At 64.0% G+C, this 17281-nt stretch carries 21 protein-coding genes; 17 read left to right on the top strand and 4 right to left on the bottom strand.

Annotation, left to right across the window (positions count from 1 at the left end; genetic code table 11):
- The 4 genes from MAXJ12_RS37520 to MAXJ12_RS06445 form a co-directional block, all read left to right on the top strand.
- Positions 1–473: protein-tyrosine phosphatase family protein (locus MAXJ12_RS37520; RefSeq protein WP_008834991.1), on the top strand; the 473-nt coding region annotated here is incomplete at its 5' end.
- Entirely contained in the window at positions 470–910 is a 441-nt protein-coding gene (locus MAXJ12_RS06455; protein WP_008834990.1) for a hypothetical protein, read from the top strand. The genes MAXJ12_RS37520 and MAXJ12_RS06455, both read left to right, overlap by 4 nt.
- Entirely contained in the window at positions 907–1605 is a 699-nt protein-coding gene (locus MAXJ12_RS06450; RefSeq protein WP_008834989.1) for a lysophospholipid acyltransferase family protein, read from the top strand. The genes MAXJ12_RS06455 and MAXJ12_RS06450 overlap by 4 nt, the downstream gene beginning before the upstream one ends.
- Positions 1605–2537, top strand: a complete 933-nt coding sequence (locus MAXJ12_RS06445; RefSeq protein ID WP_193364344.1) for a phosphatidate cytidylyltransferase — start codon at positions 1605–1607, stop codon at positions 2535–2537. Before MAXJ12_RS06450 ends, MAXJ12_RS06445 begins: the two co-directional genes overlap by 1 nt.
- A gap of 3 nt (positions 2538–2540) precedes the next feature.
- On the opposite strand, the gene MAXJ12_RS06440 is transcribed toward MAXJ12_RS06445, so the two are convergent.
- The gene (locus tag MAXJ12_RS06440; RefSeq protein WP_008834987.1) at positions 2541–3005 is read right to left on the bottom strand and encodes a L,D-transpeptidase; all 465 of its coding nucleotides are present in this window, start codon (positions 3003–3005) and stop codon (positions 2541–2543) included.
- A 275-nt stretch (positions 3006–3280) separates the two neighbouring features.
- On the opposite strand from MAXJ12_RS06440, the gene MAXJ12_RS06435 reads away from it, so the two are divergent.
- Both MAXJ12_RS06435 and MAXJ12_RS38175 read left to right on the top strand, forming a co-directional pair.
- Positions 3281–3592 carry a hypothetical protein gene (locus tag MAXJ12_RS06435; protein ID WP_008834986.1) on the top strand — a complete coding sequence of 104 codons (312 nt, stop codon included), beginning with the start codon at positions 3281–3283 and terminating at the stop codon, positions 3590–3592.
- Between the two features lie 23 nt (positions 3593–3615).
- Entirely contained in the window at positions 3616–3780 is a 165-nt protein-coding gene (locus MAXJ12_RS38175) for a hypothetical protein (protein ID WP_008834985.1), read from the top strand.
- A 20-nt stretch (positions 3781–3800) separates the two neighbouring features.
- Here MAXJ12_RS38175 and MAXJ12_RS06430 read toward each other — a convergent pair whose 3' ends face one another.
- Positions 3801–4487, bottom strand: a complete 687-nt coding sequence (locus MAXJ12_RS06430) for a winged helix-turn-helix domain-containing protein (protein ID WP_040585119.1) — start codon at positions 4485–4487, stop codon at positions 3801–3803.
- A gap of 48 nt (positions 4488–4535) precedes the next feature.
- Here MAXJ12_RS06430 and MAXJ12_RS06425 point away from each other — a divergent pair, with 48 nt between their 5' ends.
- Positions 4536–5315 (top strand): response regulator, encoded by a 780-nt coding sequence (locus MAXJ12_RS06425; RefSeq protein ID WP_008834983.1) that lies wholly within the window; start codon positions 4536–4538, stop codon positions 5313–5315.
- Between the two features lie 38 nt (positions 5316–5353).
- Complete coding sequence (locus MAXJ12_RS06420; protein ID WP_008834982.1) at positions 5354–7441, top strand: PAS domain S-box protein; 2088 nt, start codon at positions 5354–5356, stop codon at positions 7439–7441.
- A gap of 84 nt (positions 7442–7525) precedes the next feature.
- On the opposite strand, the gene MAXJ12_RS06415 is transcribed toward MAXJ12_RS06420, so the two are convergent.
- Positions 7526–7936, bottom strand: a complete 411-nt coding sequence (locus MAXJ12_RS06415) for a hypothetical protein (protein ID WP_040585116.1) — start codon at positions 7934–7936, stop codon at positions 7526–7528.
- A gap of 379 nt (positions 7937–8315) precedes the next feature.
- On the opposite strand from MAXJ12_RS06415, the gene MAXJ12_RS06410 reads away from it, so the two are divergent.
- The 4 genes from MAXJ12_RS06410 to MAXJ12_RS06395 all read left to right on the top strand — a co-directional run bounded on the left by MAXJ12_RS06410 (position 8316) and on the right by MAXJ12_RS06395 (position 11957).
- Positions 8316–9515, top strand: coding sequence for an aromatic ring-hydroxylating oxygenase subunit alpha (locus MAXJ12_RS06410; protein WP_008834980.1), 1200 nt, complete (start codon positions 8316–8318; stop codon positions 9513–9515).
- Between the two features lie 233 nt (positions 9516–9748).
- The gene (locus tag MAXJ12_RS06405) at positions 9749–10114 is read left to right on the top strand and encodes a YciI family protein (RefSeq protein WP_008834979.1); all 366 of its coding nucleotides are present in this window, start codon (positions 9749–9751) and stop codon (positions 10112–10114) included.
- 21 nt (positions 10115–10135) lie between these two features.
- Entirely contained in the window at positions 10136–10699 is a 564-nt protein-coding gene (locus tag MAXJ12_RS06400; RefSeq protein WP_008834978.1) for a dihydrofolate reductase family protein, read from the top strand.
- Positions 10700–10703: 4 nt separating this feature from the next.
- The gene (locus tag MAXJ12_RS06395) at positions 10704–11957 is read left to right on the top strand and encodes an RNA polymerase sigma factor (protein WP_040585133.1); all 1254 of its coding nucleotides are present in this window, start codon (positions 10704–10706) and stop codon (positions 11955–11957) included.
- A 20-nt stretch (positions 11958–11977) separates the two neighbouring features.
- On the opposite strand, the gene MAXJ12_RS06390 is transcribed toward MAXJ12_RS06395, so the two are convergent.
- Positions 11978–12865, bottom strand: a complete 888-nt coding sequence (locus MAXJ12_RS06390) for an N-acetylmuramic acid 6-phosphate etherase (protein WP_008834976.1) — start codon at positions 12863–12865, stop codon at positions 11978–11980.
- A 275-nt stretch (positions 12866–13140) separates the two neighbouring features.
- Here MAXJ12_RS06390 and minC point away from each other — a divergent pair, with 275 nt between their 5' ends.
- The 5 genes from minC to MAXJ12_RS06365 all read left to right on the top strand — a co-directional run bounded on the left by minC (position 13141) and on the right by MAXJ12_RS06365 (position 17122).
- Complete coding sequence (gene minC, locus MAXJ12_RS06385) at positions 13141–13881, top strand: septum site-determining protein MinC (RefSeq protein ID WP_040585131.1); 741 nt, start codon at positions 13141–13143, stop codon at positions 13879–13881.
- Between the two features lie 32 nt (positions 13882–13913).
- Positions 13914–14729, top strand: coding sequence for a septum site-determining protein MinD (gene minD / locus MAXJ12_RS06380; RefSeq protein WP_008834974.1), 816 nt, complete (start codon positions 13914–13916; stop codon positions 14727–14729).
- Positions 14726–14995, top strand: coding sequence for a cell division topological specificity factor MinE (gene minE, locus MAXJ12_RS06375; protein WP_008834973.1), 270 nt, complete (start codon positions 14726–14728; stop codon positions 14993–14995). Before minD ends, minE begins: the two co-directional genes overlap by 4 nt.
- Positions 14996–15054: 59 nt before the next feature.
- Entirely contained in the window at positions 15055–15246 is a 192-nt protein-coding gene (locus tag MAXJ12_RS06370; protein WP_008834972.1) for a hypothetical protein, read from the top strand.
- A gap of 145 nt (positions 15247–15391) precedes the next feature.
- Positions 15392–17122 carry an adenylate/guanylate cyclase domain-containing protein gene (locus MAXJ12_RS06365; RefSeq protein WP_040585113.1) on the top strand — a complete coding sequence of 577 codons (1731 nt, stop codon included), beginning with the start codon at positions 15392–15394 and terminating at the stop codon, positions 17120–17122.
- Positions 17123–17281 lie beyond the last annotated feature (159 nt).

The raw sequence follows: 17281 nt of genomic DNA, 5'->3' as shown, positions 1-17281 counted from the left end.
CCGCCAGCCGCTTCCTGCTCGCGCCCTACCGGCTCGCGGCGAGGATCAACGCCTGGGCATGGACGAGGCGTCTTCCAACGCGTGTCGATATAGCCGACGGCGTGTTTCTCGGTCGCTTTCCGCGCTCGGGCGAAAGCGAAGGGTATGGCACGGTCGTCGATCTGGCCGCCGAGTTCGAAAAGCCGTTCGGACCGACGCCCACATGGACGAGCATCGCCGCCATGGACCTCGTCTCGCCTTCCGCGCCCGATCTCGAACGCGCCGCGCAGGCGATCGAGGCGGCGCAAATGCGAGGAACCGTGCTGGTCTGCTGCGCGCTGGGCTTCCAGCGCAGTGCCGGAGCAATCGCGCATTGGCTGGTTGCGACCGGCAGGGCGAAGGATTGGGCCGCGGCGGAAGCAATGCTGCGCAAGACTGGACGGCCGGTCCACCTTGCGCCGCCGCTCATCGCAGCAAAGGAGCCAGCGGAGTGACGCCTCCACTGGAAACCCGCGACGGCTTCGCCGACTGGCTGGCGCGTCAGGCGCTGTGGCCGGCTGTGATCGTGGCAGCCGTGCTGGCAGCCGCGCCGCTGGCCGCACTCCCTGGCGGATTTGCGCCGGATAGCTGGCCGGCGGCGGCAATCGCCATCGTCGCCACGGTCAGCGGTCTTGCCGTCCTCGCTCTGTCGGCGCTCATCCGCTTCGACGCCGCGCTCTTCCACCTGATAGCAAGTTACGGCGAGGAGGCTGCCGGCGGAGAGGCGGTCGACGATGCGCTGGCGCGCATGCGGCTGAAGCCGAAGCCCGGCCGCGTGCGCGGCCTCGCCGAGCGCATGGCCGGCGCGCGGCGGCTGGTTTTCCGGCAGCGCCTCGCTTTGGCCGTCTTCGCCCTTGCGGCCGCGGCCGCACCGCTGGCGTTCCAACCATGAGCGAGACGATGGCAGTCCGCGACAGTCACGAAACGCCCGGCAACGCGGGCCGGCGCCTGCTCGGCGCGATCGCCTCGGCCACACTGGCCGTGCTGGCGCGCGGGGTCACCGGCGTGCGGCCGATCTGGAGCGGTTCGGCCCCCTCGCAGCGCCAGCGCATCTACTTCGCCAACCACGCCAGCCATGGCGATTTCATCCTGCTGTCGGCCTGCCTGCCGGCAAGCGAACGCGCCCGCACCCGCGCCGTCGCCGCCGCCGACTATTGGGGCAAGACCAGGCTGCGCCGCTTCATCGCCGAGGATATGCTTGGCTCCGTGCTGGTGCACCGCGCCTGGACGGAACCCGCCCAGAACCCGATCAAGATCATGCTCGACGTTCTCGACAGGGGAGATTCGCTCATCATCTTCCCGGAAGGCACGCGCAACATGACCGACGAGCCGCTGCTGCGCTTCCGCTCGGGCCTCTACAATCTGTCGATCGCCCGGCCCGATGTCGAACTCGTCCCCTGCTGGATCGAGAACATGTCGCGCGTGCTGCCCAAGGGCCAGTTCCTGCCGGTGCCGCTTCTGTGCCGCGTCATCTTCGGCGCACCGATCGCGGTCGCCGAAAACGAGGACCGCCGCGATTTCCTCAGCCGCGCCCACGCCGCACTTCTGGCGCTCGACCCGTCCACCAGCCGGAGATCTTCCCGATGATGCGCGAAACCACGCTTCTGGTTCTCGGCCTGGCCGGCGTGCTCACCACCGCCAGCGTGGTGGCCGGCATATTGACCTGGCGTGCCGCCGATCCGCAGAGCCCGACACTGGTCAATCTCAACCAGCGCATCAAGGCCTGGTGGGTGATGGTGGCGCTGATCGCCATCGCCTTCCTGTTCGGCAAGGACGGCATGATCGTGCTGTTCGGGCTGATCTCGTTTGCGGCGCTGCGCGAATTCGTGACGCTCACCCATTCGCGGCGCAGCGACCATTGGGTGCTGCTCGGCATGTTCGGCATCATCATCCCGGTGCAGTACTGGCTGGTGTGGACCGAATGGTACGGCCTCTTCACCATCTTCATCCCGGTCTATTGCTTCCTGATCATGCCGGCGATCACCGCTCTGCACGGCGACACCGAACGCTTCCTGGAGCGCATCGCCGCGCAGCAATGGGCGGTGATGCTGGCGGTCTATTGCGTCAGCCACGTCCCGGCGCTGATGACCTTGCCGATCCCCGGCTATGAAAATCGCAGCCTGCTGCTGATCGCCTTCCTGATCGTCACCGTGCAGGGCAGCGATGTCCTGCAGTATATTTTCGGCAAGCTGTTCGGAAAGCACCGTTTTTCGCCGACCGTCTCGCCATCCAAGACCTGGGAAGGGCTGATCGGCGGTCTGCTCAGCGCCAGCGCGCTCGGCGCGCTGCTCTACTGGCTGACGCCGTTCTCACCGCTCGAAGCCGCCGGCGTGGCTTTCCTCGCCTGCCTGATGGGCTTCCTCGGCGGCCTGGTCGCCTCGGCGATCAAGCGCGATCAGGGCGTCAAGGACTGGGGCCATCTGATCGAGGGCCATGGCGGCATGATGGACCGCGCCGACAGCCTCGTCTTCGCGGCCCCTGTATTCTTCCACATCGTCCGTTATTTCTGGACGGTGTGACCTTCACTTCACGATGACGATGCTGGTGTTGCTCGGCCCGAAGGTCTGGACGAGCTGGTAAAGATCGGCGGCATTGTCCGGATGCAGCCGGATGCAGCCATGCGAGGCAGGCCGGCCGAGCCGCTTGATGTGCGGCGTGGCGTGAACCGCATAGCCGCCATGGAAGAAGATCGAGTGCGGCATCGGCGCGTTGTCGTATTTGCGCGAATACCACATCTTGTGCATGCGCGTCGGCTTGAACGAGCCGGTCGGCGTCCTGTAGCCCTTGCCTGCGGTCGAGACCTTCCAGGCGAAGGTCGGGCGGCCGTCGATCAGTACATCCATCCTCTGCTCCGAGATCGAGATGCGGGCGACGATCTGGCTGCCGGCAGCATGCGCGCTGCCGGTTCCTGCCTCGAGAAAAAGCGCGATGCCGGCAAGCGCGGCGGCGATGACGTTGATGAGTTTCGCGGAAAGCGTGGCGTTCATGATGTTTCCCCCAAAATGGCCCTCGGGCCGTGTTCGATGGACGCCCTTATCGTTCCCGTATGTTTCGATTTGATTTCGCCGATTATAGTTTTGGTTTCGCAATTGTTTCCGATTTTGCCCGATTATGCCCACGTCGATGCCCGATTCGCCAGCGATACGGTCACAAAGGCGGCAAGGCGGCTTCCAGCAACACGGCATTGCAACAGAACCGCGCCCGCGCGGCATCGTCCGGATACATTTCGCGCTTAGCTCACAGCCAACGCAACGAAACGCGCATGGAACTGAAAATGATACGGATCGGAGCAACTTGGCTGGTGCGGGTGGGGATCGCCACGGCGGCGCTCGCCGGCGTCGGCATGATGGCGAATCCCGCCCGCAAAGTGGTCTCGGGAGCGGCCGCCGGCGCAGGCGACGCGACCCTTCTGCACGCAGTGGCGCTGTTTGCGATCGTCTGGCTGATCGCCAGCCTGCGCATTCGCCGCGAAGCAGGCCGCTGGCGGCTGGGTTTCGATCCGCTTCCGGTCAGGCGCGCTTCCGCGGCCCAAACAGCAAATGCGGGCGATTCCCGCCGCACCGACAGTTTTTAGCAGGCACTCCGAAGGACGCCGCCATGAAATCGAAATTCGCCGCAGGCGCGCTCAGCGCGCTGATCTACTTCCAGGGACTGCTCGGCTTTGCCGGCGTCGCAACCGTGCTGCTCAAGGAGCGCGCGCATGCCGCCGACACCGCCTACCATGACAGTCTGCCTCGGAGCGGAACCACCGCGGCGCTCTGATCAGCGTGCGTGTGCGCCTGTCATTCGCGAAAATCCGCCGGCGGGTCGAACCTGTAGCCGGCGCCGCGGATCGTGACGATGCTTTCGGTATCGAGCTTGCGGCGCAGCCGCACGATACGCGAATCGATCGAGCGATCGAAGGCGTCGGCGCTTTCGGCGGGCGCCGCGGCGATGATGTCGTCGCGCGTCAGCACCTTGCGCGGCCTGGCCAGAAACAGCCGCAAAAGCCCGATCTGCCCGGGCGAAAGCTGCTCTTCCTCGCCGGACCGGTGCATGACCAGCGCCGCTTTCAGGTCGACGGTCGCGTTCTCGAATATTGCCAGTTCCGGCGCAGCCTTGCCCAGGCGCGCCAGAAGGCCGCCGATGCGGGCAGCAAGCTCCCTGGCATTGACCGGGCTTTCGACGACGTCGGCCGCGCCGAGTTCGAGCGCCAGCACCCTTTCGACCAGGTCGCCGGGGCGGCAGATCATGATGAAGGCCGGCCCACCTTCCCCGCCGAACCGCTTCAGGAGGTCGCGCGCAGCCGCCGCCGGCAGGCCCTCGGCAACGACGACGACATCAATGCCGGGCGCCGAAAGCAGCGACGCCGCAGCCCATTCCTCCGCGGCCTCGCGAACCTCGAAGCCGCGCCGCTCCAGATGATCTCGAAGTTCACCGCCAGCATTGCGCGGCACGCCTATAAGCCCGACGACAGGTCTTCTTGCCATGCATCTGTCCCACAACAATCAAGCAATTTCGGATGATTACTGGACAACATGTTTATACCCAATCTACTCTCCGCTGATAGCGGGGGCGAGACCACACTGCGCGCGCGGATCGTCATTGTTGAGGATGAGCCCGATTTGCGGGATGCCGTCGCCGAATATCTCGGCGCGAACGGCTATGATGTGACCGCGGTCGGCGATGCGCAGGCGATGCGCGAGCTGGCCGCCGCCCAGAGCTTTCATCTGGCCATTCTCGATATATCCATGCCCGGCGAGGACGGCCTGTCGCTCGGCCGCTGGCTGCGCTCGAAAATGCCGATCGGCATCATCTACGCCACGGCAGCCGGCGCCTCGATCGACCGCATCATCGGCCTCGAGCTCGGCGCCGACGACTACATGGTCAAGCCCTACGAGTTGCGCGAATTGCTGGCGCGCGTCCGCAGCGTGCTTCGGCGTGTGCCGCCGCCTGACGAGATCCAGCCGACGAAAGCCGCCATCGAAGCGCCGGCCCGGCGCATCGTTTCCTTCGGCGGGTTCAGCGCCGATCTCGACGGCCGCATGATAACCGGCCCCGGCGGCACGCTCATCGATATGGCCAAGAGCGAATTCGACGTTCTCGAAGTGTTTTTGACGCGGGCCAACCGGCTGCTCAGCCGCGCCGCCTTGTCCGAGGCCATCGGCTTTGCCGAGGAGCCGGAAGTCTCCCGCGCCGTCGACATTCGCATCATGAGGTTGCGCAAGAAGATCGAGGACGACCCGGCCAACCCGAAATTCCTGCGCACGGTGCGCGGCGAAGGCTATATATTCTCGCTGCCCGAGGATGGCCATTGACGATGTCCGCCCTCTGGTGGAGCTAGTCCGGATATCGCATGATCTACCCGGCGCCCCCCAGCATCGACCCGGACATCGCCAATCCTGGCGTGACGGTGGCGGCCGCGCGCATTGCGCGCAGGTTGCGGCATGCCGACGACTGGCAGCTGGAGATCGGCGATATTCTGGAACTGCTCGGACGGTCGCTGCAGGCGCACCGCACCATCCTGTTCCGTTTGCGCGAGGATCCCGGCCAGGGCATCCTCCAGTCGATCTTCGGATACTGGCTCGACGAGACTGTGGAAGGCATTTCAGGGCCACCCACGATCATATTGCAGTCGCATATCCATTCCGATCCGCTCCTTGGCCGGTTGGCTGTCGAGGGGCGAAAGGGCAAGATGTTTGCCGGCCTGACCAGCGAGATAGACGGCTTTCTGCGCAAGGATTTTGAAAGGCAAAGGATAAAAACCTTCCTTTCGACCACGGTGTTCGCCCACGGCCACTCCTGGGGCACGGTGGCCATCAATGACTGCGTCCGGGAACGCATCTGGACCCATGAGGAGAAGGCGGCGCTGGAGATCGTGGCGCTGGCCATCGGCGACGCCATCGAGCGCTCGCTTTCCGAGCGGCATGTCGGCGAGATCATCCACGCGGCCATGCTGCAGGCCTCGCTCGACGCGGTCCTGGTCATCGACGAATCCGGCAAGATTCTCGAGTTCAACCCGGCCGCCGAAAAGATGTTCGGCTACCAGCGCGCCCAGATCATCGGCAAGGATGTCCTCGAAACCATCATTCCCGAATTTTATCGCGAGGGGCACGCCAATGGCGGCGAGTACATGCAGCGCCGCGGTGCGCCGATGATCGGCCGCCGTCTCGAAACCATTTCACAGGACGCCTCCGGGCAGATCTTGCCGATCGAACTGACGGCGACCGAGGTCAGGGTCGCTGACCGGCTTCTCTTTATCGGCTCGATCCGCGATCTGCGCGAGCGGCGGCAGGCCGAGGACGAGATCGATCGCCAGCGGGAAAAACTGCACCAGAACGAAAAAATGGCGGCCATGGGCTCCCTGCTTGCCGGCGTGTCGCACGAACTCAACAATCCGCTGGCGGTGGTCGTGGCGCAGTCGACACTGCTGCACGAATTCGCGCCAGACCCGCCAACCAAGCTGCGCGCCGAAAAGGTTCGTGCAGCCGCCGAGCGCTGCGGCCGCATTGTAAAAAGCTTCCTCGGCATGGTGCGGCTTCATCCGACCGCGCAGACCGAAATGGACCTGAATGCCGTGCTGCGCGCCGCTCTCGAAGTCACCGCCTATGGCGCGCGAAGCAGCGGCATAGGCATCGACACCGAATTCGCCACGAGCCCGCTCACCGTGCTCGGCGATGCCGACCATCTGACCCAGGTGGCGGCGAATTTTCTGGTCAACAGCCAGCACGCACTGACGTCGTGGAACGGCGAGCGCCGCATCAAGCTGCGCAGCTTCCGCACCGAAGACGGGAATTGCGGCTTTTCGGTCGCAGACACCGGACCGGGCATACCCGAAACCATTCGCCACCGCGTCTTCGAATCCTATTTCACCACCAAGCCGGTCGGCGTCGGCACGGGTATCGGCCTGTCCATCTCGAAGTCGATCGTCGAGCGGCACAATGGTACGCTGCGCTTCGAGGCGGTCGAGCCCACCGGCGCCCGCTTCGTCGTCGAACTGCCGGCGGCCGGCGCCGGGATCATGGCCGTGTCAGCTGCGAGCGGCCATTCCGGCGGGCTCCGGCATGCGCTGATCATCGACGACGAGCCCGATGTCGCCGGCTCGCTATCGGATCTCCTGGACCTGATGGGGATCAAATCGCGCATCGTGCCGGCCTGGACCTCGGCCACCGAGATTTTCAACGGATACGAGGCCGATATTGTTTTCTGCGACTTGCGGATGCCTGGCTACAGCGGCATCACGGTCTATCGGCAGTTGATGGCTGAGCGGCCGGACCTCGCGCCGCGTTTCGTGCTGGTCACCGGCGACATGATCGGCGCGAAGGCCGAGATCGACGCGCTGCCCGCGCATCTCAGGCCGCAGATTCTGGAAAAGCCGTTCGCCACCCTCGATGTGCGCGGCGTCCTTGCGGCGATCAACGACCAGGTCGACTTCGCACGGTAGATTGCAGGTGACAAAAAAAGACCCTTCATCGAGGGGCGTCGATGAAGGGCTGAATTTACGCCGGAGGTTTGGGCCCGACGGCGATCAGAAAATATTCGGCGTATGTGTCAGCGGTTCTGTGCTGGCGACCATGCGCACCTTGCGCGGTCTGCCCATGCCGGACTCCTTGACGATGACGCCGAGGCATTCGGCGCTCTCCGCGCCCCAGGCCTGGCCTTGGCAGGCGCGTTCGATTTGCGACAACGGCAGCCTGTAGGTCTTCGCCGTCGTGGCGGCATCTTCCGCTAGTTTGGGCGGTGCGCCGAACGAGGCCCAGGCCGGCCCGGAGGTCGGGATCAGCGCCATCGAAAGAAAAGCGGTGGCGACGATGACGGAAAACATCACCATCGGATGCTCATTCGAACGCTGGCGCAGCGCCAGCCGCGGAAAGCGCGCGAAACGCTCGCGCGGCTGCAGATGGCGGCCGAACTGGGAAGCCGCTGTGGTGGTCGACATGGGTGTTGCCTTCGTGACGGTTCGTTTGCCCTTGTTAACGAATGTAAACGCCGATTGTTTCTGTCCGATGTTGCCCAGCATGATGTCTGTAACAGGTGGGAAACAACAAAGTCGGGCAAAATCCGCGACGCTCTTCGCTCATTCCTCGAACACGATTAGTAGGCTGGGCTAGGTTCGTCTGTGACAAATCTCACAGATGGCAACATTCGGAAATGCCGCCGGTTTTCCGGGCGCCGGCGCCGGGACGGAGCGACGATTCAGCCGCGCGACGCAACGGGAGCAGGTGGGATCGGAACAATCAAATCCCACTAAGATATTGCAAATTAAACGCTATTGTGTTTATATTGAATGCCCATTCAATAATAGGACGAGTACGGCCATGAACTTGCACCGGCGCGATCTGGCGATTCCGAACAATTGGGACCGCCGCGGTCTGCCGGGCTGGAGCTATCACAACGCAGCCCTTCTCGACCTCGAAAAGGAGCATCTCTTCCGCAACCACTGGCAGATCGTCGGCCATGTCGGCGACGTGCCCAACGCCGGCGATTACCTGACCATGGACGTCGTCGGGGAGCGCGCACTGGTGGTGCGCGGCAAGGACGGCGTCGTGCGCGCCTTCCACAATATCTGCCGCCACCGCGGCAGCCGCGTCGTGGCCGAAAACCAGGGCTCCTGCAAGAACGCGCTGGTCTGCCCCTTCCACGGCTGGGTCTACAATCTCGACGGCACCCTTCGCGGCGCGGCGCGCCCGAAAAGCTTTCCCGATCTCGACAAGACCGAGTTCGGGCTGGTGCCGCTCGACCTCGAAATCTGGATGGGCCTGATCTTCGTGCGCTTCCGTTCGGGTCCGCAGCCCCCGGTCGCCGAACTGATGAAGCCGGTCGAGGCCGAGATCGCGCATTACCGGATCGCCGAGATGACGCCGTCCTTCGGCATCTGGTCGCAGAAGACGCCGGTCAATTGGAAGTCGGTGCGCGATGTCGACAATGAAGGCTACCACGTCGCCATGGCGCATCCGGCGCTGCAGGACCTCTACGGCGCCACCTATTTCGACGAGCCCTTTGTCAACGGCCTCTCGCGCTCCTTCGCCACCTACAATCCGCATGCCGGGCGTTGCTGGAGCGTGAGGAACTATCTCAGGCTCGCCCCCGATCCAAAACACCTGCCCCAGCATCTGAAGAAGGCCTGGATCTATTACGGCATCTTCCCCAACATGGTGATCTCGTTGATGCCGGAATCGGTGCAGTTCTACCAGGAGTTCCCGCTCTCGACCGGCGAGACGCTGCTGCGCGGCGCGATCTATCGCTACCCCGACGAAAGCCGTGAGCAGGCGGCCGCGCGCTATCTCTCCTTCCGCATCGACCGCGAGACGATGTCGGAGGACGTGCAGCTTTCGGTCTGGTCGAACGAATCCATGATGTCGGAGGCTTTTTCCGGCTTCTATCTGTCGGATCTCGAATATGGCGTGCGCACCCACCATGACCATCTGCGCGCCATGCTGCCGGTGCTGGAGCTTTCCGAAGCGCCGGGCGACCGCGAAATGCGGAACGTCAACGAGGCGATGCTGTCGCGGAGTTAAAGCATCGTGCCGAAAAGTGGATGCCGGTTTTCGGTAAAAACGATGCGAAAACAAAAAGCTGGAGTGAAATGCCCGATTCCGAAATCGAGCGGCTTTTCTCTAGCGTGACGCGTCCCGCCTTTTGAGTGCATGCGAGCCGGCTTTTTTGCTTTCCTCTGTCCAAATCGGCAACCCTGGCGCGTCATTGTGCCGGCGGGGCATGGACCCGGCCGTCAACGAGAGAGGAAACAGCCATGCAATATCTTCTGATACTCTACGTGAACGAGGCCGGCTGGCCTGAGCTCACCCCGGCCCAGCAGGAAGAGGGCACCGCCGCCTATATGGCCTATTCCGAAGCGCTGCGGAAAGCCGGCGCGCTGGTCGCCAGCAACCGCCTCCGCCCGAGCTCGTCCGCCACGACCATCCGCACCGCCGACGGCAAGCCGCAGGTGCTGGACGGCCCCTACGCCGAATCCAGGGAGCAGATCGGCGGTTACTTCATCATCGAAGCGCCCGACCACGATGCCGCCATGGCATGGGCGGCGCGCTGCCCTACCGTCGATCACGGCGTCGTCGAAGTGCGCGAGATCTGGCCGATGAGCGAATACACGCGTCGCTAGCGACGCCACGGGCGCAGCAGCATGCCGAGACTGGTCGTCTTCAACAACATTTCCCTCGACGGATATTTCACCGGGAGCAACGGCGATCTCGGATGGGCCTATGAGGGCCGGAACGATCCGGACTACGACGCCTTCATCGCCGGCAACGCCAGATCGGGCGGCATGCTTCTGCTCGGCCGGGTCACTTACGACATGATGATCCATTATTGGCCGACGCCGGCTGCGGCGCAGAACGATCCGGTCGTCGCCGAACGCATGAACGCCATGCCCAAGCTCGTATTCTCCAAGACGCTGGAAAATCCGGCCTGGGCGCATACGAGCGTCGCCAGGGACGCCGTCGCGGAGGTACGGAGGCTGAAATCCGGATCTGGTCCCGACATGACGATCCTCGGCAGCGGCAGCATCGTCGCACAACTGGCGCGGCAAGGGCTGATCGACGAATATCAGTTCGTGCTGAACCCGGTTGCGCTTGGCGCCGGAAGGACGTTGTTTGACGGCATGGAGGACGAGATCCCGATGAAGCTCGCAATGACGCGGTCCTTCGGCAACGGCAAGGTCTTCCTGCGCTATGAGCCGGCCGGGTGAAGCGATGCGCGTAATCGTGGGCAACGGATCGATGGCGGCGCGCGCCGAGGCCGAAGGCGTCGCGCGGCGCAGCTACGGCAAGCTCGTTGCCTACCTTGCCGCGCGTTCCGGCGATGTCGCGGCGGCCGAGGACGCGCTGTCGGAAGCCTTCGCGGCAGCGCTTGCCGACTGGACCGCGAAGGGCTGTCCCCAAAATCCGGAGGCGTGGCTGCTGACGGTGGCGCGCCGCAAGCTGATCGACGCCGGCCGCCGGCAGCGCACTGGCGATCTGGCCAGCGGGCAATTGCGGATCGCCGCCGAGGAGTTGGAGGCCGCCGAGGACGAAGAGATCCCCGACAGGCGGCTGGCGCTGATGTTCGCCTGCGCCGACCCGCGGATCGAGTCCAGCGTTCGCGCGCCGCTGATGCTGCAGGCGGTGCTCGGCCTCGACGCGGCGGCGATCGCCTCTGTGTTCCTGGTCTCGCCGGCGGCGATGGGCAAGCGCCTGGTGCGGGCCAAGGCCGCAATCAAGGAGGCCGGCATTCCCTTTGCCCCGCCCGGTCGCGACGAACTGCACGGCCGGCTCGAAGCCGTGCTCGACGCCATCTATGCCGCCTTCGCGGAAGGCTGGACGCAGCAGCTCGGAACCGACGCCCTGCGCGGCGACCTCGCCGGCGAGGCGATCTTTCTGACGCGGCTGGTCGTCGCCCTGCTGCCCGACGAGCCGGAAGCGCTCGGCCTGCTTGCACTGATGCTCCACATCGAGGCGCGGCGGGCGGCTCGGCGCAGCGCCGATGGCGACTACGTGCCCCTGGCCGAGCAGAACCCGGCGCATTGGGACGCCGGCATGATCGACGAGGCCGAAGCGGCCCTGCGGCGCGCCTCGACGCTGCATGCGATCGGACGCTACCAGCTCGAAGCCGCGCTGCAGTCGGCCCATGTCCACCGCTGCCGGACCGGCCGGGACAATTGGCGCGACGTGCTTCGACTTTACGACGCGATTCTTGTGCTGACCGGCTCGCCCGTTGCGGCGGTGAACCGCGCGCTGGCGATCGCCGAATTGCAGGGCGCGGATGCCGGCCTCGAAGCCATGCCGGAAGCGTCGCCGGAAAACCGGCTGAACGAGTACCAGCCCTACTGGGCGGCGCTGGCCGAGCTTCTCGCCCGCCAAGGCGCTGCGGAAGAGGCGCGCCATGCCTACGACATCGCGACCGGCCTTTCTTCCGACCCGGCGATCCGCCGCTTTCTGCTGAAGCGGCGCGAGGCGCTGCGTGTATGAAGGCCGGCGTGCAACCAGGGCTATCCGCCTCTAAGTTCGTCGACGGCGTGGCGAAGGTTGCCTTCGTGCCGCTCCAGCACTGCGGCGGCTTCATCCCGGTCGAGCCCGAAGCCCAGCAAGACCGCCGTCTTGACGTCGCCTTCCGCCTGCTCGACAAGGCGCGCCGCATCCTCGGCGTCGCAGCCGACGATCTGGCGGATCATGCCTTCGGCCCGCTGCCGCAGTTTCGTGTTGCTGGCGCGCATATGCACCATCAATCCAAGATAGACGCGGCCTAGCTGCACCATCACCGCCGACGAAAAGAGGTTCAACACGATCTTCTGCGCCGTGCCCGCCTTCATGCGGGTCGAGCCGGCGATCACCTCCGTTCCGGTCTCCACCAGGATCCGGTGGCGGGCCACCGCGAACAGGGGCGCGCCGGCATTGTTGGCCAGCGCGATCGTGACCGCTCCGGCGATGGTTGCGGCGCGCAGTGCGCCGATCGTGAAGGGGGTCGTTCCACTGGCCGCGATTCCGAGCACGACATCGTCGGGGCCGATGCGGGCGTCCGCCATGGCGGACGCCCCGGCGTCCTCGTCGTCCTCTGCGCCTTCGACGCTCTCGACCAGGGCGCCGAGACCACCGGCCATTGCATATACGATCCGGTCGGCGGGCCAGCCGAAGGTCGGGGGCAGTTCGGTTCCGTCCTGCACCGCGATGCGACCAGACGTGCCCGCGCCCGCATAGACGAACCGGCCCCCGCGCTGCAGCGCAGGCACCGCGTCATCCACCGCAGCCGCAATCTCGTCCAGCGCGCCGCGCACCGCGGCTGCAGCCGAGAGCTGGCCTTCGTACATGGCGGCCACGGTTTCGGCCGTGGACCATGAGTCCAGATTGAGATAGCGCGGACTGATTTGCTCGGTGGCCATTCACGTCCTCGGCATTGCCTTGTAGAAATCCGGCGAGGCCGCTTCGGTTCCGTAGCGACGCGATTCGCGTGGCCCCTCCAACATTGCAACGCAGGATTTTTAACAATCGCGCCCCTTCTTGGACAGGTTGTTTCCGCCGTCACCCCGGCTGGCGTCATACAACCTCAGTCACTCTCCCATACCGGTTTCTTGGCTTTTGCCCAGCCTTCGGCGCTATCGTTAACCATCTGTTAACCATGCTCAACATAGACCTGATCAAGGGAAAATTAATGAACATGAACAAAGTGCTAACCGACACCCGCCCCATCCGGCTCAAGGGCCGCTCATTCCTCGCGCTCGTGCTTACTCCGGAACTGCCCTTCGAAGGCTGGCTGGCGCGGCTCGACGATCTGGCCGCTCGTTCGGCGGGTTTTTTCCTGCGCCGGCCGATCGTTCTCGACGTCGAAGGTCTCGACATCGACCGGTCGCAGTTGAAGGAACTGATTGGCGAGCTTGGCAATCGCAGCGTGCGGGTCCTGGGCGTCGATGGAGCACGTTCATCGCTGCTCGGCGCAGACATACCCCCTGCACTCACCGGCGGGCGGGAGGCATCGGATTTTGAAGCGCCGGCGGAAACGACGGTCGACGCGGACCAGGGCAAGCCGGAAGCGCCCGCGCACGATCCCGAACCGCAGCCGGTCAGGACAATGCCTTCGATCATCATCAGCCAGCCGGTGCGTTCCGGGCAGTCGGTGGTTTTCCCCGAGGGCGATGTCACCATCGTCGGCTCGGTGGCATCGGGTGCGGAAGTCGTCGCCGGCGGTTCGATCCATGTCTACGGAACGCTGCGGGGACGGGCTTTGGCGGGGTCGGTGGGCAATTCCTCGGCGCGCATCTTCTGCAGCAAGCTTGAAGCGGAGCTTCTGGCGATCGACGGGCTCTACAAGACGGCCGAGGACCTGGAGCCGCACCTTCGCGGACAGGCTGTCCAGCTCTGGCTCGAAGGCGATGCGATCGTGGCGAAGACACTCAATTGAGCCGGCGGGCGGCTAACGGACAGGAGACGAGGATGGCGAAAATAATAGTGGTCACGTCGGGCAAGGGTGGCGTCGGCAAGACGACTTCCACCGCCGCGCTCGGCGCTGCGCTTGCACAGAGGAACGAAAAGACGGTCGTCGTGGATTTCGACGTCGGCCTGCGCAATCTCGACCTCGTCATGGGCGCGGAGCGGAGGGTCGTCTACGACCTGGTCAACGTCATCCAGGGCGACGCGAAGCTGCCGCAGGCGCTGATCCGCGACAAGCGGCTGGAGACGCTCCACCTGCTGCCCGCGTCGCAAACCCGGGACAAGGACAATCTGACGGCGGAGGGCGTCAAGCGGGTGATGGACGAGTTGAGGAAGTCCTTCGACTGGATCATATGCGACAGCCCGGCCGGGATCGAGCGTGGTGCGACCCTGGCGATGCGTCACGCCGACATCGCGGTCGTCGTAACCAATCCGGAAGTCTCGTCGGTCCGTGATTCGGATCGCATCATCGGCCTTCTCGACGCCAAGACCGCCAAGGCCGAGCGCGGCGAACGGGTGGAAAAACATCTTCTCCTTACCCGGTATGATGCAAACCGCGCCGAGCGGGGCGACATGCTGAAGGTCGACGACGTCCTCGAGATCCTGTCAATCCCGCTGCTCGGCATCATCCCCGAAAGCATGGACGTCCTGCGCGCCTCAAACCTCGGCGCACCGGTCACGCTCGCCGACAGCCGCAGCGCGCCTGCATTGGCATATCTCGACGCCGCACGCCGGCTTGCAGGCGAAACGGTGCCGATTACCATCCCGGGCGAAAGGCGCGGCCTGTTCGGCAAGATATTCGGAAGGAGGGCGGCATGAAGTTCTTCGATTTCTTCAGCAAGCAGAGTTCTTCGTCGGCTCCGAAGGCACGCGAGCGCCTGCAGGTTCTGCTCGCCCACGAGCGGTCATCGGTAGGCCAGTCCGACCTGGTGGTGCGCCTTCGGGAGGAGATTCTCGCCGTCATCGGCAAGCATGTGAAGATCGACCGGGACAAGGTCACAGTGAAGATGGACCGCGGAGAAAAGGTTTCGACGCTGGAAATCGATGTCGAAATCCCCCTGTCCGCGAAACTGCGGGCGGCATGACGGCCGCCCAACACACTGTGGCGGCATCACAGCCGCCGAATCGACTAAAGGAGACGAGCATGACCCGGCTTGCACTTCTCGAGCGGCTCAAGGAACTCCAGCGGATGCCGAAATTCCAGAGCCGCGACATCAGTACGATCAGCGCATGCTTGTCCAAGGAGGCCTTGGCCAAGCACGTGGAACTCTGTGAAGAAGCAGTCAGCACTCCGCCACGGCCGACCCCGCACGAAAGCCGGTCGAATCACGCCTGATCCAACCGCTCGCGGAACATTCAAGGCGAAGCTCCTGATCCGCTCCTTCTTGCTGCGCCGGCAGAAAGACTTCTTGATCCGGCGCAAGTCCAAATTGCTGGATTTGGCGACCCGGGAAGGATAGACTTGGTTTTTGGTCCAGGCGATGGAACAGAGACTAGCCGCAATTCTGGCTGCCGATATGGCGGGCTACAGTCGGCTGATGGAAGCCGATGAATCCGGCACGCTCGCACGCCTTCGGACCCATCGCATAGAACTGGTCGATCCCGCCATCGCGAAGAACAAGGGCCGGATCATCAAGACCACGGGCGATGGCATGCTCGTTGAGTTCCAGAGCGTGACCGATGCCGTGAAATGCGCCGTGGAAGTCCAGCAGCGTATGAAGCGGCGCAATTCGGACGTGCCGCAAGAACAGCGTATGGAATTCAGGATCGGCATAAATCTCGGCGACATCATTTTCGACGACGAGGACGTTTTCGGCGACGGTGTCAACATTGCCTCGCGCATCGAGCAACTGGCGGACGTAGGCGGCATCTGCGTGACCGCAGCGGTGGCGACCCAAATTGCCGACCGTCTCGAGATTGCCGTCGAGGATCTGGGCGAGAAGACGCTAAAGAACATCAGCCGTCCGGTTCGCCTCTATCGCATCGGGTTTGACGGTCCTGTCCTGCCGGAAATCGAGGAAAAGCGATCCATTTCGAAACCTTCGATAGTAGTGCTGCCGTTCAACAATATGAGCGGCGACCCCGAGCAGGAATTTTTCGCGGACGGATTGACGGAAGACATCATCACCGAATTGTCGCGCCACCACGAATTGTTCGTCATCTCGCGCAATTCGAGCTTCGTCTACAAGAACCGCGCCGTGAATGTGCGCGAGGTGGCCGAAAAGCTTGGCGCCCAATACCTGGTGGAAGGAAGCGTCCGCAAGATCGGCGACAGGGTGCGCGTGACGGTCCAGCTCATCGACACGACGAATGACACTCATATCTGGGCAGACAAGTATGACCGGAAGCTGGATGACATATTCGCGATCCAGGATGAGGTCACCGCGGCAATCGCAGCCACGCTGCCCGGTCGTGTCGAGGCGGCTCAGCGGGACCAGCTCGCGCGGGCGAAACCTGCAAACATGGCCGCGTATGAATGCGTGCTTGCCGCCAAGGTGCTGCATCACCGAAGCACGATTTCGGACAATGAGCGGGCGCAGACCTTGATTGACAGGGCCGTTGCGCTCGACCCCGATTATGCCCATGCCCATGCCTGGCGCGCCTGCATTCTTGGCCAGGCCTGGGTCCACAACTGGTGCGAAGACAAGGATGCCGCCTGGAACGACATCGTGGCGGCGCTGGACCGGGCGCTGGCGCTGGACGATAACGATGCCGATGTCCATCGCATCCTCGCCGCGGTCAACGTGAACAGCAATGAGTTGACCACTGCGCGCTACCATCAGGAGCGCGCCCTCGCCCTCAATCCCAATTACGACCTCGTGGTTGTGCAGCAAGGCGAGTTGTTGACGTGGCTGGGCAGGCCGGAGGAGGGAATTGAATGGATCCGAAAGGCGATGCAACTGAACCCGCATCACCCGGAGAGATTCTGGAGCCATCTGGGAAAGGCGCATTTCTCCGCGAACCAGTATGGCGAGGCCATCGAGGCTTTCATGCATCTGACGACCATGGACTCGGTTCAGCACGCTTTCGCCGCTGCCTGCTACGGCTGGCTAGGCGACGAAATCGCGGCCGCGGCGCATGTAAGCAAGATCAGAACACTCGATCCCCAATTCGACCTCGATACATTTATCGAGACTCTGCATTATGCCCAGGAGTCCGATGTGCAGCACGTCCGTGAAGGACTGCTGAAAGCCGGCATTGCCCGCCTGTAGCCAGTCCTGACACCACGCACCAATGGAGGTCGTGAGACCCCCTGCCGAGCCTGGCGCCGAGAAATCGGCAGATGAACCAGATGAGCGACGCGGCGACGGCACGATGGCAGGTCCATAGCATTCAGTCCCGCCTTCTACTCATTTGCGCACGAGGTGAAG

The sequence above is a fragment of the Mesorhizobium alhagi CCNWXJ12-2 genome, from assembly GCF_000236565.1.
Taxonomy (GTDB): Bacteria; Pseudomonadota; Alphaproteobacteria; order Rhizobiales; family Rhizobiaceae; genus Allomesorhizobium; species Allomesorhizobium alhagi.
Note: the sequence above shows the minus strand (reverse complement) of the source record. Positions and strands in the feature narration are given on the sequence as shown.